The following is a 13,340-nucleotide window of genomic DNA, read 5'->3' on the forward strand; positions in this document are numbered from 1 at the left end:
GTGCGGACGAGCAGTAACTCTGATGCCGCGCGGCGGCCTGTGGGCGGCTCGGCGGTCTCTGCTGTCGAGGGTATCGGGCAGCCCCGACGCCGGCTCGCTGAACTCGTCAGTGCGCCTCAGGGCTGCTGCCCGGGTCCCAGGACGTCGCAGAGCTGGTTGATCATGGCGCCCATGCGGAATCGCTCGGGCACCAGGGCGGGGATCCCGGCCTCCTCGAGGGGCTGAGCGGTCACCGGCCCCACAGTCGCCGCGACCACCGCGCGGGCCGATGCGTCCTGCCCCGGGTGGAAGGCCGCGGCGAAGTCCTCGGCCAGTCCCAGGGCGGCGGCTGCGGAGACGAGGGCCTGGGCGCCGGCGGCCGAGGTGAAGGTGACTGCATCGATCCGTCGGGCGCAGACCTCGCGCACGAGTTCGGGCACGGCGCCGGTCTCATCGGCGTCGGCCCATCGGTGCGGGGTGACCGTCAGGATCTGCGCCCCGGCCTCGGCCAGGCGCTGACGCTGGTCCCGATCCGCGAACCCGTTCTCCTGCCAGCCCACCACGGCGCCGCTGAGGCCGCGGCCGTAGGCCTCCTGCATCAGGTCGACGAGACGGGGCAGGGTCTCGTCGGGGGAGATGCCCGCGTCCTGCAGCCCCAGATTGCGCACGGCCGCCCGTCCCTTGGGCCCGCGCACCCACAGATCGGCCTCAGAGAGCACCTCGAGCGCTTCCTGGGACAGCCCGGCCGCCTCGACGACCTCCCACCACCGCTTGAAGCCGTAGCCCGTGGTGATCACGAACAGCCCCGGGCGTGCGGCCAGCAGGCGGCGCGTGTCGGCGATGACCTGCTCTTCCTGCTCCACGGGCACGAGCTTCAGCGACGGAGCGGCCAGGACCTCGGCCCCGCGACGGCGCAGCGCGCCCATCTGGTCCTCGGCCCGGCGGTGGGCGGTCACCGCGATGCGCCGCCCGGCCAGCGGCAGGTCGTTCTGCGCGGTGTCGGGCGGTGCCACGGCCCGGTGCGGGGTGAGCTCGCCGAGCACGCGCTCGCGGTCCTCGGCGGCCAGCGCGGCGACCGGCCCGATCACGGTCACCGCGGGCGAGACCGCCGAGGCCAGGTCTACGACGGCGCTGCCCAGCTGGCCCGTGAGCGTGCGCTGATCGGGGGAGAAGCCCTTCTCCACCACGGCGATCGGCAGCTCGGGGGAGGCCCCGGCGCGCATCAGCCCGCTCACGAGCTGCGGCAGGGTGGAGACCCCCATCAGCACCACGAGGGTGGCTCCGGTGCCCAGCAGCCGCGCGAAGCCGGCCAGCTCGTCGTCGTCGAAGGGCACGTGCCCGGAGGCCACGGTGAAGGCCCGGGAGACCTCGCGGAAGGTCAGTGGGATGCCAGCCGCGCCGGGCACGGCCACGGCGGAGGTGATGCCGGGAATGGTCTCCACGGGGATGCCCCAGGACTCGCAGTCGGCGGCCTCCTCCCCGCCGCGGCCGAAGACGTAGGGATCCCCGCCCTTGAGGCGCACCACGCGGCGGCCGTGGGAGGCCGCGGTGAGCAGCTGGCGCTGGATCTGCTCCTGGGGCACCGGGTGGTGCCCGGGCCACTTGCCCACGCGCACGATCTCGGCGTGCGGGGCCTGGGTCTCGACGACGCCCTGCGGGGCCAGCCGGTCCAGCAGCACGACGTCGGCATCGGCCACGGCCTCCAGCCCGCGCACTGTCATCAGCTCCGGCGCACCGGGGCCGCCGCCCACCAGGGACACGCCCTTGCCGGGGGCGGGCACGACCGAGACCGGCACGGGTCCGTGGGCCTCACGGAGCCGCAGCAGCAGCCCCTCCCAAGGGGCGCGATCGCCGACCACGACGACGAGTCCCGGTGCCCCGCCTCTCAGGGCCTGCTCGGCAGCGGCCTCGTCGCCGGGTGTCTCGCCCGCCTCGGCCGCGGCGCCGGAACCAGCACCGGCGGCACCAGCCGGACCGGCGACCGCGCGGACCTCGGCGCCGGCGGCACCAGCCGGACCGGCGACCGCGCGGACCTCGGCGCCGGCGGCGCGCAAGCGCCTGGCCGGGCGGGAGTCGTCGTCGGCGCCGAGCAGCAGGAGGCGAACGCCGTCCACAGAGGTGTCGAGAAGCATGTGATCAGCCTAGAACGGCAGGCCGGTCGTCTGGTCCACGCCCCGGCGGAGTGCGGCTCAGCCCCGGGCGCCCACCGGGATGCGGGTCCCGGAGATCAGCACCGGCCCGGAGCCGTCCTCGGCCGCGGCGATCTCCTCCGGGGTGGCCGGGCGGATCTGCTCGCGCTCGAGCACGTACTGGCGGGCGGAGTCGTCCGAGGCATCCGGGTCGTTGACGAACGGGCGGAACCGGCGCAGGCGCTGCGGGTCGCGCAGGGTCGCGGCCCACTCGTCCTCGTAGCCCTCGACCTGGCGCTGCATGTCCGCCTCCAGGTCGGCGCAGATGCCCAGGGAATCGTCGATCAGCACCGCCTTGAGGTGGACGATGCCGTCGCCGTACTCCTCGTCGAGGTCCTCGAGCCATCGGGCGGTGCGCTGCAGCTTGTCCGCGGTGCGGATGTAGTACATGAGGTAGCGGTCCACGTACTGCACGAGCTCGGCCTCCGAGACGGACTCGGCGAAGACCCTGCCGTGAGCGGGATTCGCCCCGCCGTTGCCGCCCAGATACAGCGTCCAGCCCTCGGGGGTGGCCATCACGCCGATGTCCTTGGACTGGGACTCCGCGCAGTCGCGGGCGCAGCCCGAGGAGCCGATCTTGAACTTGTGCGGCGAGCGCAGCCCGCGGTAGCGGTTCTCCAGGCGGATGCCCATGCCCACGGAGTCCTGCACGCCGTAGCGGCACCAGGTGGAGCCCAGGCAGGACTTCACGTTGCGCAGGGACTTGCCGTAGGCCTGCCCGGACTCGAAGCCCGCGTCCACGAACCGCTTCCAGATCGCGGGCAGCTCCTCGAGTCGGGCGCCGTAGAGCCCGATGCGCTGAGCGCCCGTGATCTTGGTGTAGAGCCCGTATTCGTGCCCGACCTCGGCGATCACCGCGAGCTTCTCCGGGGTGATCTCTCCGCCCGGGATACGCGGGACCACCGAGTAAGTGCCGTCCTTCTGCATGTTGCCCAGGTTGCGGTCGTTGGTGTCCTGCAGGGTGCCGCGGCCCTCGTCGAGCACGTAGGCGTGCGGCTGGGAGGCCAGGATCGAGGCCATGGTGGGCTTGCAGATCGCGCAGCCGTCCTGACCCCTGCCGAAGCGCTCGAGAGCCTCCGGGAACGTGCGGATGCCGGTGGCGCGCACCGCCGCGTAGAGCTCGGCGCGCGAGAGCTCGAAGTGCTCGCACAGCGCCTTGGAGACCGTCAGGCCCATCTCGGCCATGGTCTTCTCGAGCGTCTTGTGCATCATCGGCACGCACGAACCGCACTGGGTGCCGGCATCCGTGCACTTCTTCAGCTCCGGCACGGACTGGTGGCCGTCGCGCACGGCCTGGCGGATCTCCCCGAAGGGCACACCGTTGCACGAGCACAGGATGGCGTCATCGGGCAGCTCGGTCTCGGGGGCGTCGCCGCCGGCCGCGGAGAGGTAGCGAGCCGGCTCGGCCGGCAGCGGTCGGCCCTGCAGGGGGCGCAGGGCGTCGTAGGGCTCGGCATTGCCCACGAACACGCCGCCGATCAGGGTCTCGCGGTCCTCGGCCACCACGAGCTTCTGATAGATCCCGGCCACCGGATCGGAGTAGCCGACCTCGATCGCCCCGGGCGTGGTCGCGTAGACGTCGCCGAAGGAGGCCACGTCCACGCCGGCGAACTTCAGCCGGGTCGAGGTGTCGAAGCCGGAGACCTCGCCGTCCCCGCCGTGGAGGCGATCGGCCACGACCTCGGCCATCTTGTTGGCAGGGCCCACCAGGCCCCAGGTCTGGCCCAGGATGTGCGCGACCTCGCCGATGGCCCACACGTGGGCCACGGAGGTGCGGCAGGCCTCGTCGACGACCACGCCGCCGCGCGGGTCCAGATGGAAGCCTGAGCGCCGCGCCAGGCCGGAGCGGGGGCGGATGCCCACGCCCAGGATGACCATGTCCGCCTCGAGCCGGCGCACCACCGCCTCGGGGCCGGGGCCGTCGGCGACGTTCACGCCGATCACGTTCTCCTGCTCGTCCAGCTCCACGCCCTGGATATAGCTCGAGCACTGCACGTCCAGGCCCTGCTCGCGCATCAGCGAGTTGACGGCCAGTCCGCCCTCGCGGTCCATCTGGGTGCACAGCAGGAATTCTGCGACGTCCAGGATGGTGGCCTCCGCACCCAGATCCAGAAGCCCGGCGGCGGCCTCCAGACCGAGCAGACCGCCGCCCACGACCACCCCGCGCGGGGCGCGCCCCAGCTTCTGCTTCAGCTGCTCGACCTCGGCCACGATGCCGCGTACGTCGTCGATCGTGCGGAAGACGTGGACCCGGTGGGCGCCCGGGATGTTCAGGGTAGCGGCGTTCGAGCCGGTGGCCAGCACGAGCTCGTCGTAGGCGAAGGTCTCGCCGCTGCGGGTGAGCACCGTGCGGGCCTTGACGTCCAGCTCGGCGGCGCGCTGGCCCGAGCGCAGCTCGATGCCCGGTGTCTGCCACATATGCGGATCGCCCAGCGTGAGGTCGCGCTCGGCGTCCACGAACAGCTTCTCCAGGGCCACGCGGTCGTACGGGGTCCATTGCTCCTCGGAGAGCACCGTGATCGTGTCCTGGCCGAGCCCGCGCTTGAGCATGGACTGCACGAAGCGGTGAGCGGCGGGGCCGCCTCCGATGACGAGGATCCGGCGTCCGGTCGAGGTGTCCTGGGCGGTGGTCTCTGACATGAGTGGCTTCCTTCGCATCGCGGGTGGGCTCGCTCCGATCAGACCACGCGCCCCCGGGCAAGGAGGACCTCAGTTGCCTTCAGATGCTGCGGGACCTGCGCGCGGCAACGGCCTGCGGGTACGGTTCACGACAGGGCCGCGCCGAGCTCGCGGCGCCCTTCGAGGCCTCCTGCGGAGGGCTCGCACACCGGGCACGGCGCTCGCCGCGCCCGAGGACCCAGGCAAGGAGCCGCATCATGAGCGCCACGACCGCCGTCGAGATATGCCGCCTCGAGGACCTGGAGACCGGCTGGGGCGAGGTCGCCCTGGTCGAGGGCCGCCAGGTGGCCGTCTTCCGGCTGCCGGACGACACCGTGGCCGCGGTGGATCACGCCGATCCCCGCTCGGGCGCGCTCGTGATCGCCCGCGGGATCGTGGGCGCCACGCTCGACGGGACCCCCACGATCGCCTCCCCGCTCTACAAGGAGGTCTACGACCTGCGCACGGGCCAGTGCCTCACGACCGATGCCTACGAGCTGCCCGTCCACGACGCGACCGTCTCCCCGCAGGGCCGGGTCGTCGTGGCGCTGCGCCCGTGAGCGCGCGGGGCGCCGGAGCCCCTGGACCCCGGTCCGAGGTCGACCCCGTGCTGCTGCTGTGCGCGCACGGCTCGCGCTCGCCGACGGCTCAGCGCGCCACGGCACGGATCACCGAGCAGGTCGGGCGCCTGCTGGCGGGAACCGAGGTGGTCGAGACCTGGGTCGACGTGCAGGCCCCGGATGTCGCTCAGCGATGCGCCGAGCTGGCTGATCGCCCGGTCGTGATCGTGCCCCTGCTGCTGTCCGCCGGCTACCACGTGCGCCACGATCTTGAGCTGGCCGTGCACGGGCGGCCGCACCATGTCGTCGTCGGTGCTCTGGGACCGGATCCGCGGCTCTCCACGCTGCTCGCGCGCCGGCTGGCGGAGGCTGAGCAGGAGCCCGCTGCGGCCGAAGACGGCCACGCCGCGGCCGGGGCAGGCGAGCGCAGCGAGGATCCGATCGTGCTGATCGCCGCCGGTTCCTCCGACGCGCGCGCGGTGGCCGATGTCCGCGCCCAGGCGCAGGATCTCGCGGGGCGTCTGGAGCGCCCCGTGGAGCCGGGCTTCGTCTCGGCCGCGCAGCCATCGGCGCCGGAGGCCGTGGAGGCGGTGCGGAAGCGGACGGGGCGGCCGGTCACGGCGGCGTCGTTCCTGCTGGCGCCGGGGCAGTTCCACGACCGGGCCGCGGACGCCGGAGCCGAGCGGATCTCGGCGCCGCTGCTCGCCGAGGACGCAGTGGCCGAGGAGATCCTGGAGATCGTGCTGCAGCGCCGGCAGGAGGGCCTGCGACTGCTGGCCTCAGGCGGGCGCTGAGCCCGGGCGGCGGCAGGTGAGTGCGCTCAGTCGTCGTCCTTGTCCGAGGCGGCAGAGTCCTCCCGCTCGACCTGGACGATGGGCACCATCCCCGTGCGGGCCTGCTCATTGCGCTGGCTGCGCTGCCGGCCCAGCCGACCCTTGTGCACCACGATCCGCGGCCTCTTGGCGCTGGCGGTGCGGGCCAGCTGCCGCCCTGCCGAGCCGACATCCCAGCCGCCCTGACCCGGAAGCGTCCACCCCAGGGTGCGCGTGAGCACGGTCAGCAGGGCCGCCAGGAGGATCGCGGCCCCCATGCCCCAGTTGGGTCGACCCAGCTCCCACGCGGCGGCCATGGTCAACGCGCTGACGAACGCAGTGGTGGCCGTGAGGGTGTTGCCGCCGAAGATGCCGGGGACGCGGCCGATGCAGACATCGCGCACGGCGCCGCCGCCGACCGCGGTGATCATCCCCAGCATGATCGCCGGGATCCAGCCCAGCCCGGCGGCCAGCCCCTTGGAGGCGCCGGTGGCGGCCCAGCAGCCCAGGGCCAGCGCATCCGCCGCCGAGAGGGCCCGGTGCATCCAGCGGCCTTTGATCGGGAGGTTGAAGATCAGGCCCGTGCCGATCAGCGCGGTGATGAGGTAGGTCGGATCGCTGAGGGCCACCGGCCTGCCGTTCTGGAGCAGGACATCGCGGATCATGCCGCCGCCCAGCCCGGAGAGCACGGCCAGGACCAGGAAGCCGATGATGTCCAGCTTCAGGGAGCGGGCGATCGCTCCGCCGAGCACGGCGTTGACGAACACCCCCGCCAGGTCGACAGCGCGGAATACCGCCTCAGGGTCCAGCAGCTGCACGACCGCCTCCTCATCGGGATGCCGACACGACAACGGGCCGCGGTCTGCGGCCCCGCCGAGGCTATCAGCGCGACGCGGGGCGACAGCGCGCAGGGGCTGCGGCTCAGGCGCTGCGCACCGGCTGCTGCTCGAGCCAGGTGTCGAACGGGGTGGTCTGCTCGCCGAAGACCTGGAAGTAGGTCGTCGGGTCGGCGATCTCGCCGTGGGCCTGCATGAGTCCCATGGTGTCCAGGGCGCGGGTCAGCCCGCCCTTCATGAACAGGCGATTGACGGGGTTCATGAACCACAGCGGCATCACGGTGACCTTGGCCCCGGGGCGGGTGGCTTTCAGGTAGCGGCGCAGCGCGGACTTCAGCGTCATGGGCTCGCGGCCGGTGACCTCGAAGACGCGGTCCTGGGCCTGCGGCATGGCGTAGCTGCGCGCGATCGCATCCATGAGGTCTGCGCTGATGATGGGGTGGAGGGTGTGCGGCTGCGGGCCCAGCAGCATGCCGCGCCCGTTCTGCACGAAGGACTCGAGGGTCTCGGCGAAGAAGGCCGGTCGGAAGACGGTCGCCGGTGTGCGCGCGGCCAGCAGGTGCTGCTCGGCGCGGACCTTGGCTCCCTCGCCGGGGTGATCGGCGAACTCGGGGCGGGCGTACATGCCGGAGATCATCGAGATCCGGGTGATGCCCAGCTGCCCGGCCGCCCGTGCCACGTGCCGCACGCCCTCGTCCTCGACGGCGCGGATCTGCTCGGGATCATTGCCTCCGCTCAGGGAAAGGTGCACGGCCTCGGCGCTCTCGAGCGCCCCCGGCAGGGTCTGCGGGCGCGTCACGTCGGCCACGCGGGCCTCGACGCCGGCCGGCAGGTCCGTCTGCCGGCCGCGGGCCACTGCCAGGACGCGGTGGCCGCGGGCGGCGAAGACCTCGACGGCGCTGCGGCCGAGCTGCCCGGTGCTGCCGATCACGGCGATCGTGCGCGGAGCTCCGGAGGCCCGCGTCTGCGGGTCCTGCTGCGGGGCGGGCGTGCGGTCCGTGCGATCCATGTCCTGTCCTCCTGGTGGGGTGCGGCGGCCGTGCGGAGGCCGAGATCCCCTTCATCGTGGGGCACCGGCCTGGGAGGGCGCGCGGCGCGGGCGGGGATGTGACGGGGCGTGTCCGGTCCGGGCGAGACGGGGTGTCCACACTCCTGGGGGATCACGTTCCCCGCTCGGGGGGCAATCACGCCGCGAAAATGCACTTAAGACTGGACGCAGGCCCGTGACGTGCCACGATGAATACTCGAGTTCGGCAGTGACCGGAACCTCGCGCCGCGCGAGCCCACCTGATCCAGGGCGATGACCGCGGTGCGACGTCCGCGCCGGGACCGCCCGCGAACAACGGCGCCCCTGGGAAGGGTGCGCCAGGCGGGCGCGGCGCGGAAGCCGGTGAGGCTGCGGGCTCGACGGGCAGGCGCAGTCGATGCGTGCAGTGCATCGGTGCCCTCTCCGAGCCGCACGGCGGTGGAGCACACCGCTCGAGCAGGACCACAGGCCAGAGGGAGGCTGCAGCATGGCTTGACAGGCAACAGCGCTCGAGGGACAGGGCGCCGGCATGCACGCGACGGGGGCGGTGGCACGGCAGGCCGTCGCCGATCCGACGGCAGCCGCCGCGAGCCGCGCCGCTCTGCGCCTCGCCGGAGCACGGGCAGCAGCCCGCACCTGACCGAGCCGGCCGCGAGCGGCTCCCAGACCGGAAGCAGGACGCGCAGCGCGTCCGCCAGGCTCCACCGCACCGCCCCTGCAGCGGCCCCTGATGGGCACTGCCCGAAGACCCAGCACCACCCGAGCACCTCCGAGAGGACCCCACGGACCATGGCACGAGCACGGATCACCGGCGTCGGCGGCTACCAGCCCGGCGAGCCCATCGGCAATGACGTGATCGAGGAGCTGGCCGGCGAGCTGCCGGCCGAGGTCCTGGAGGGGCTGTCCATCCAGCAGCGCTTCTGGCTGATCGACCCGCGCACCGGCGAGCACCGCGAGTCCAACGCCGACATGGCGACCAAGGCCGCTCGTCGCGCCCTCGACTCGGCGGGATTGGTCCCGGAGGACATCGACGGCATCATCCTCTCGACCGGAACCCCCGAGTACACGCTGCCGCCCACGGTCGGCTACGTGCAGGAGCAGCTGGGGCTGGAGAAGGTCGCGACCATGGAGCTGCGCTCCGCCGGTGCCGGCACGGTGCAGGCACTGGAGATCGCGCGCATGCAGATCGCGGCCGGCACGCGGCGCCGCGTGCTCGTGATCGGCTCGGAGTGCATCTCCCCGGTGCTGGCCGGGACCTACCTGGCCATGCCCAAGGAGAAGATCCGCATGCGCGACCGCGTGCCGATCTACATGTTCTCCGACGGCGCCGGCGCCATCGTGGTCGAGGCCTCCGACGACGAGTCGAAGGGCCTCGAGCCCGGGGCCGAGCAGGCCATCGGCGGGAACCGCAAGCCCGGCATCCACGCCGTGGGCGGAGGCACGTTCAAGCCGCTCGTGGAGCAGCAGCGCACCAAGCGCCTGGTCGATCTGCGCGTGGACGTGGTCGGAGCAGGCGAGTTCACCCCCGTGATGGTCCTGGAGGCGCTGTCCGGGACCCTGGCCGCCGCCGGGGCGACACCGGCCGATCTGGACTGGTGCCTGATCCCCGAGGGCAATGTGGGCTGGCTGCTGGACTCCATGGAGGAGCAGGGCACGCTCAACGCCGACTTCAAGGCCCTCGAGGGCAAGGTCTTCGACAACCTCGCCGACACCGGCGCCTGCGGCTCGGCCGCCGTCCCGCTGTTCCTCGATCACGCCTGGCGCTCGGGCATGATCGAGGTCGGCCAGCGCGTCAGCCTGATCGGCGTCGAGGCCACCAAGTGGATCTGGGCCGGGATCACTCTGGACTGGACCGCGCCGGCTCCTGCGAGCACCGGGCGGGACGCATGAGCGCCCGCCACGATGCGATCGTGATCGGCGCGGGCCTGTCCGGGCTCAGCGCCGCAGCCCTGCTGGCCCGAGTCGGGCTGGACGTCGTCGTCCTGGAGAAGGCCGACGGCCCCGGCGGCTGCGCCCGCTCCTTCACCCGCGACGGCTTCACCTTCGATCCGGCCGTCCACGTGACCGTGGAGGCGCGGCCGGAGGCCTATATCGGCCTGCTGCTCGAGCACCTGGGCGTGGCCGATCAGGTCGTCTTCGAGCGCTTCGGCGAGATCTACCGGGTGGATCTGCCGGGCTTCTCGATGGTCGCCCCCACCGGGCGCGAGGACTTCCTGGCCGCGCATCAGGACGCGTTCCCGGCTCAGGCCCGCGGCCTGGCCGAGCTGTTCGAGATGCGCCGCGAGCTCTACGAGCAGACCTCGTCCATGCCGCAGCGCCTCGATCGCGCCGAGGACATTGAGGCGGTGATGGCCCGCGTCCCGCGCGTGCTCGAGCACCGTCGTTCGACCGTCGAGTCGGCCATCGCGCCGTACCTGGACGACGAGCGCGCCCGCGCCGTCATGGGAGCGATCTGGCCGTACCTGGGCTCGAGCCCCGACCGGCTGTCCTTCCTGCTGTTCAACCAGATGCTCGAGACCTTCCACACCGGCGGATGGTTCCCGCGCGGCGGCTTCCAGTCCCTCGTGGATGCGATCGTCTGCGGGCTGGAATCGGCCGGCGGCACGCTGCGCACCGGCGCCGGGGTCACCCGCGTGCTCAGCGCCGACGGCGCCGTGACCGGCGTGGAGCTGGTCGATGGCGAGCAGATCCTGGCCGAGACCGTGATCGGCGCCTCCGACGGCACCGCGCTGCTGGCAGAGCTCGTGGGCTGGGACGCCCTGCCCGCGTCCTGGAAGCGGCGCGTGGAGCGCTACACGCTGGCCCCTTCCGCCGTGACGCTGTTCGGCGGCTTCGACGGCGACCCGCAGCAGCTGGGCATGGTCGACGAGAACATCGTCTTCCGCCACTGGGACCACCGCCGGACCTGGGCCGAGCTGCAGGACGGGCGCCCCGGCGGGCTCTGGGCCTCGGTGCCCACCCTGGTGGATCCCGGCATGGCCCCGGCCGGGAGGCACTCGGTGACGATCACCGGCCTGGTGCCGGCCGAGCTGTCCCGGGACTGGTCGGCGGCCAAGCCCGAGCTGGCAGAGGACATGATCGCCGCCGTCGAGACGGCCTTCCCGGGATTCCGCGACGGATTCGACGTGATGGAGACCGCCACGCCGGCCACCTACGCGCGCTGGACGGGCAACCGCGGGGGAGCGGCCTACGGCTGGGAGAACACCCCGTCGCAGACCGCCTCCAAGCGCCTGCCCCACGTCACCCCGCTCAAGGGCCTGCTGCTGGCGGGGCACTGGTCGGAGGAGGGCGAGTCGTCGCTGCGGGCCCTGACCTCGGGCCGAGCCGTCGCCGAGCTGGCCGCCGAGCGCCACGGGCTCCCCGGGGCCGTGCCGTCGTTCGGCGGGCCGTCGTCGCTGCGTGAAGCCGCTCGGGCCGGTTCCTGAAAGAGCCGGACCCGAAGCACATGTCAGCTGCAACCGAGAGGAATCAGATGAGCGAGCAGAACCAGACCGAGGGCGCCGGGCGCCGGGCCGCCCTGGTCACGGGCGGCTCCCGCGGCATCGGCGCCGCGCTGAGCCTGCGCCTGGCCCAGGACGGCTTCGACGTGGCGGTCAACTACCGCTCCGGCGCCGAGGCCGCGCAGGAGACCGTCGAGCAGCTCCGCGAGCTCGGCGTGGAGGCGATCGCCGTGCAGGGCGATGTGGCCGACCTCGAGCAGATGAAGGCCGCGGCCGCCAGCGCGATCGAGGCCTTCGGGCAGCTCGACGTGGTCGTGAACAACGCCGGGATCTCCAAAGACGTGCTGATCTCGTCGATGCAGACCGAGGACTGGCGCTCCGTCATGGACGTCAACTTCGGCGGCGTCTTCAACGGCACCAAGGCCGTGCTGGAGCACTTCATGTCCCGCGGTGCCGGCTCGATCATCAACATGTCCTCCGTCATGGGCGAGCGCGGCTGGGTGGGCGAGGCCAACTACTCCGCCTCCAAGGGCGCGATCAACGCCTTCACCCGCTGCTCGGCCGTCGAGCTGGCCCGCTTCGGCATCCGCGTCAACGCCGTGATGCCCGGCTTCGTGCCGACCGAGCTCGTCGAGGAGCTCGTGGCGAAGTCCGGCGCGGGGATCAAGAGGCAGCTGCCCATGCGCCGGTTCGGAGCTGTGGAGCAGATCGCCGGCGTCGTGTCCTTCCTGGCAGGCGAGGACTCCGCCTACATGACCGGCGAGTGCCTGGCCGTCGACGGCGGCGCCGCCGCCCAGCTCGGCCTCGGCCGGCCCAAGTGACCCGCGCCGACCGGCGCGCCGCGAACCACCCGACCACCCCGAAGGATCCGCCGAGCACACCGCTCGGACTGACACACAGAAGGAGAGCGCAATGACCGCTTCGATCGCTGAGACCAACACCGAGCTCTACGAGAAGGTCCGCGACTGCGTGGCCGAGGCACTGGCCCTGGACCTGGACGAGATCTCGCCCGAGTCCACCCTGCTCGACGAGCTGGGCGCCGAGTCCATCGACCTGCTCGACATCCTCTTCCGCATCGACCGCGCCACCGGCGTGAAGATCCAGTCCGACGAGCTGGCCAGCTACGTCCAGGGCGGCATCCCCGACGAGGAGTTCGGCGACGAGGACGCCGACGTCATCACCCCCAAGGGCATGGAGCAGCTCAAGAAGGTCATGCCCCAGATCGCGGAGAAGGACCTCGACGGCAAGCTCTCGCCCGAGGACGTCATGAGCCACTTCACCGTGGCGAACCTGACCGAGCTCGTCGCCTCCCGGGCCTGATCATGACGGTCCGGGAACCGCAGGCTGAGCTGGTGCGGGTGGGCGTGGACCTCGTGGAGACCGAGAAGCTCGCTCGCCTCGCCGAGCGGTTCCCGGACCGCCTGCCGGATCTGTTCACCGCCGCCGAGCTGGCCTACGCGCTGCGCGGCGGACGGCGCAGCGGTGAGCGGCTCGCCGCCCGGTTCGCCGCCAAGGAGGCCGCGTTCAAGGCCCTGGGCACCGGCATGAGCCGGGGCGTGGGCTGGACGGAGATCGGCATCGAGCGCGAGCTCAGCGGCCGGCCCCGGCTCGAGCTCACCGGGCGCGCGGCGGCCACCGCCGCCCGGCTGGGCCTCACCGGTGCGGACGTGAGCCTCTCGCACACCCGTGACTACGCGATCGCCCAGGTCGTCCTCTACGCGGCCGCCTCCGAACGCGGCACGACGGCGGCGCAGGCACCGCCCTGCGGCCCGAGCCGCTGGGTCGCCCCGGTGCCGGCCGCGCCGGCCGCGACCACCACCAGCTGACACACCACCGTCA

11 protein-coding genes are annotated in these 13,340 nt (G+C 72.7%); 7 read left to right on the forward strand and 4 right to left on the reverse strand.

Annotation, left to right across the window (positions count from 1 at the left end; genetic code table 11):
• Positions 1 to 116: 116 nt before the first annotated feature.
• Both cobA and nirB read right to left on the reverse strand, forming a co-directional pair.
• Positions 117 to 2,111 carry a uroporphyrinogen-III C-methyltransferase gene (cobA, locus tag QSJ40_RS03230; protein ID WP_285728658.1) on the reverse strand — a complete coding sequence of 665 codons (1,995 nt, stop codon included), beginning with the start codon at positions 2,109 to 2,111 and terminating at the stop codon, positions 117 to 119.
• 57 nt (positions 2,112 to 2,168) lie between these two features.
• Positions 2,169 to 4,808, reverse strand: coding sequence for a nitrite reductase large subunit NirB (gene nirB / locus QSJ40_RS03235; protein WP_285728659.1), 2,640 nt, complete (start codon positions 4,806 to 4,808; stop codon positions 2,169 to 2,171).
• Positions 4,809 to 5,044: 236 nt separating this feature from the next.
• Between nirB and nirD the strand changes: the two genes are divergently transcribed.
• Together nirD and QSJ40_RS03245 are read left to right on the forward strand one after the other, a co-directional pair.
• A complete protein-coding gene (gene nirD, locus QSJ40_RS03240) occupies positions 5,045 to 5,386 on the forward strand; it encodes a nitrite reductase small subunit NirD (protein WP_061710765.1) in 342 nt (113 codons plus the stop codon).
• A complete protein-coding gene (locus QSJ40_RS03245; RefSeq protein WP_285728664.1) occupies positions 5,383 to 6,180 on the forward strand; it encodes a sirohydrochlorin chelatase in 798 nt (265 codons plus the stop codon). The genes nirD and QSJ40_RS03245 overlap by 4 nt, the downstream gene beginning before the upstream one ends.
• A 26-nt stretch (positions 6,181 to 6,206) precedes the next feature.
• Here QSJ40_RS03245 and QSJ40_RS03250 read toward each other — a convergent pair whose 3' ends face one another.
• Together QSJ40_RS03250 and QSJ40_RS03255 are read right to left on the reverse strand one after the other, a co-directional pair.
• Positions 6,207 to 7,016 carry a trimeric intracellular cation channel family protein gene (locus QSJ40_RS03250; RefSeq protein WP_285728666.1) on the reverse strand — a complete coding sequence of 270 codons (810 nt, stop codon included), beginning with the start codon at positions 7,014 to 7,016 and terminating at the stop codon, positions 6,207 to 6,209.
• 103 nt (positions 7,017 to 7,119) lie between these two features.
• A complete protein-coding gene (locus tag QSJ40_RS03255; RefSeq protein WP_268144003.1) occupies positions 7,120 to 8,043 on the reverse strand; it encodes an SDR family oxidoreductase in 924 nt (307 codons plus the stop codon).
• 807 nt (positions 8,044 to 8,850) lie between these two features.
• Between QSJ40_RS03255 and QSJ40_RS03260 the strand changes: the two genes are divergently transcribed.
• The 5 genes from QSJ40_RS03260 (at position 8,851) to acpS (ending at position 13,327) form a co-directional block, all read left to right on the forward strand.
• The gene (locus tag QSJ40_RS03260) at positions 8,851 to 9,951 is read left to right on the forward strand and encodes a 3-oxoacyl-ACP synthase III family protein (protein ID WP_285728669.1); all 1,101 of its coding nucleotides are present in this window, start codon (positions 8,851 to 8,853) and stop codon (positions 9,949 to 9,951) included.
• A complete protein-coding gene (locus QSJ40_RS03265) occupies positions 9,948 to 11,486 on the forward strand; it encodes a phytoene desaturase family protein (RefSeq protein ID WP_285728671.1) in 1,539 nt (512 codons plus the stop codon). Before QSJ40_RS03260 ends, QSJ40_RS03265 begins: the two co-directional genes overlap by 4 nt.
• Positions 11,487 to 11,533: 47 nt before the next feature.
• Positions 11,534 to 12,322, forward strand: a complete 789-nt coding sequence (fabG, locus tag QSJ40_RS03270; RefSeq protein ID WP_285728673.1) for a 3-oxoacyl-ACP reductase FabG — start codon at positions 11,534 to 11,536, stop codon at positions 12,320 to 12,322.
• A 91-nt stretch (positions 12,323 to 12,413) separates the two neighbouring features.
• The gene (locus tag QSJ40_RS03275) at positions 12,414 to 12,821 is read left to right on the forward strand and encodes a phosphopantetheine-binding protein (protein WP_137802817.1); all 408 of its coding nucleotides are present in this window, start codon (positions 12,414 to 12,416) and stop codon (positions 12,819 to 12,821) included.
• 2 nt (positions 12,822 to 12,823) lie between these two features.
• Positions 12,824 to 13,327 (forward strand): holo-ACP synthase, encoded by a 504-nt coding sequence (gene acpS, locus QSJ40_RS03280; RefSeq protein ID WP_285728676.1) that lies wholly within the window; start codon positions 12,824 to 12,826, stop codon positions 13,325 to 13,327.
• The last annotated feature ends 13 nt before the right edge of the window (positions 13,328 to 13,340 follow it).

It is taken from the genome of Kocuria sp. NBRC 114282, assembly GCF_030268385.1.
Lineage (GTDB): Bacteria > Actinomycetota > Actinomycetes > Actinomycetales > Micrococcaceae > Kocuria > Kocuria palustris.

Excerpts from the sequence above, each read along its gene's own strand:
- nirD (WP_061710765.1), top strand. The coding sequence starts at position 5,045 with ATGAGCGCCACGACCGCCGTCGAGATATGCCGCCTCGAGGACCTGGAG.
- nirB (WP_285728659.1), bottom strand. The coding sequence starts at position 4,808 with ATGTCAGAGACCACCGCCCAGGACACCTCGACCGGACGCCGGATCCTC.
- cobA (WP_285728658.1), bottom strand. The coding sequence starts at position 2,111 with ATGCTTCTCGACACCTCTGTGGACGGCGTTCGCCTCCTGCTGCTCGGC.
- acpS (WP_285728676.1), top strand. The coding sequence starts at position 12,824 with ATGACGGTCCGGGAACCGCAGGCTGAGCTGGTGCGGGTGGGCGTGGAC.
- QSJ40_RS03275 (WP_137802817.1), top strand. The coding sequence starts at position 12,414 with ATGACCGCTTCGATCGCTGAGACCAACACCGAGCTCTACGAGAAGGTC.
- QSJ40_RS03255 (WP_268144003.1), bottom strand. The coding sequence starts at position 8,043 with ATGGATCGCACGGACCGCACGCCCGCCCCGCAGCAGGACCCGCAGACG.
- QSJ40_RS03260 (WP_285728669.1), top strand. The coding sequence starts at position 8,851 with ATGGCACGAGCACGGATCACCGGCGTCGGCGGCTACCAGCCCGGCGAG.
- QSJ40_RS03265 (WP_285728671.1), top strand. The coding sequence starts at position 9,948 with ATGAGCGCCCGCCACGATGCGATCGTGATCGGCGCGGGCCTGTCCGGG.
- fabG (WP_285728673.1), top strand. The coding sequence starts at position 11,534 with ATGAGCGAGCAGAACCAGACCGAGGGCGCCGGGCGCCGGGCCGCCCTG.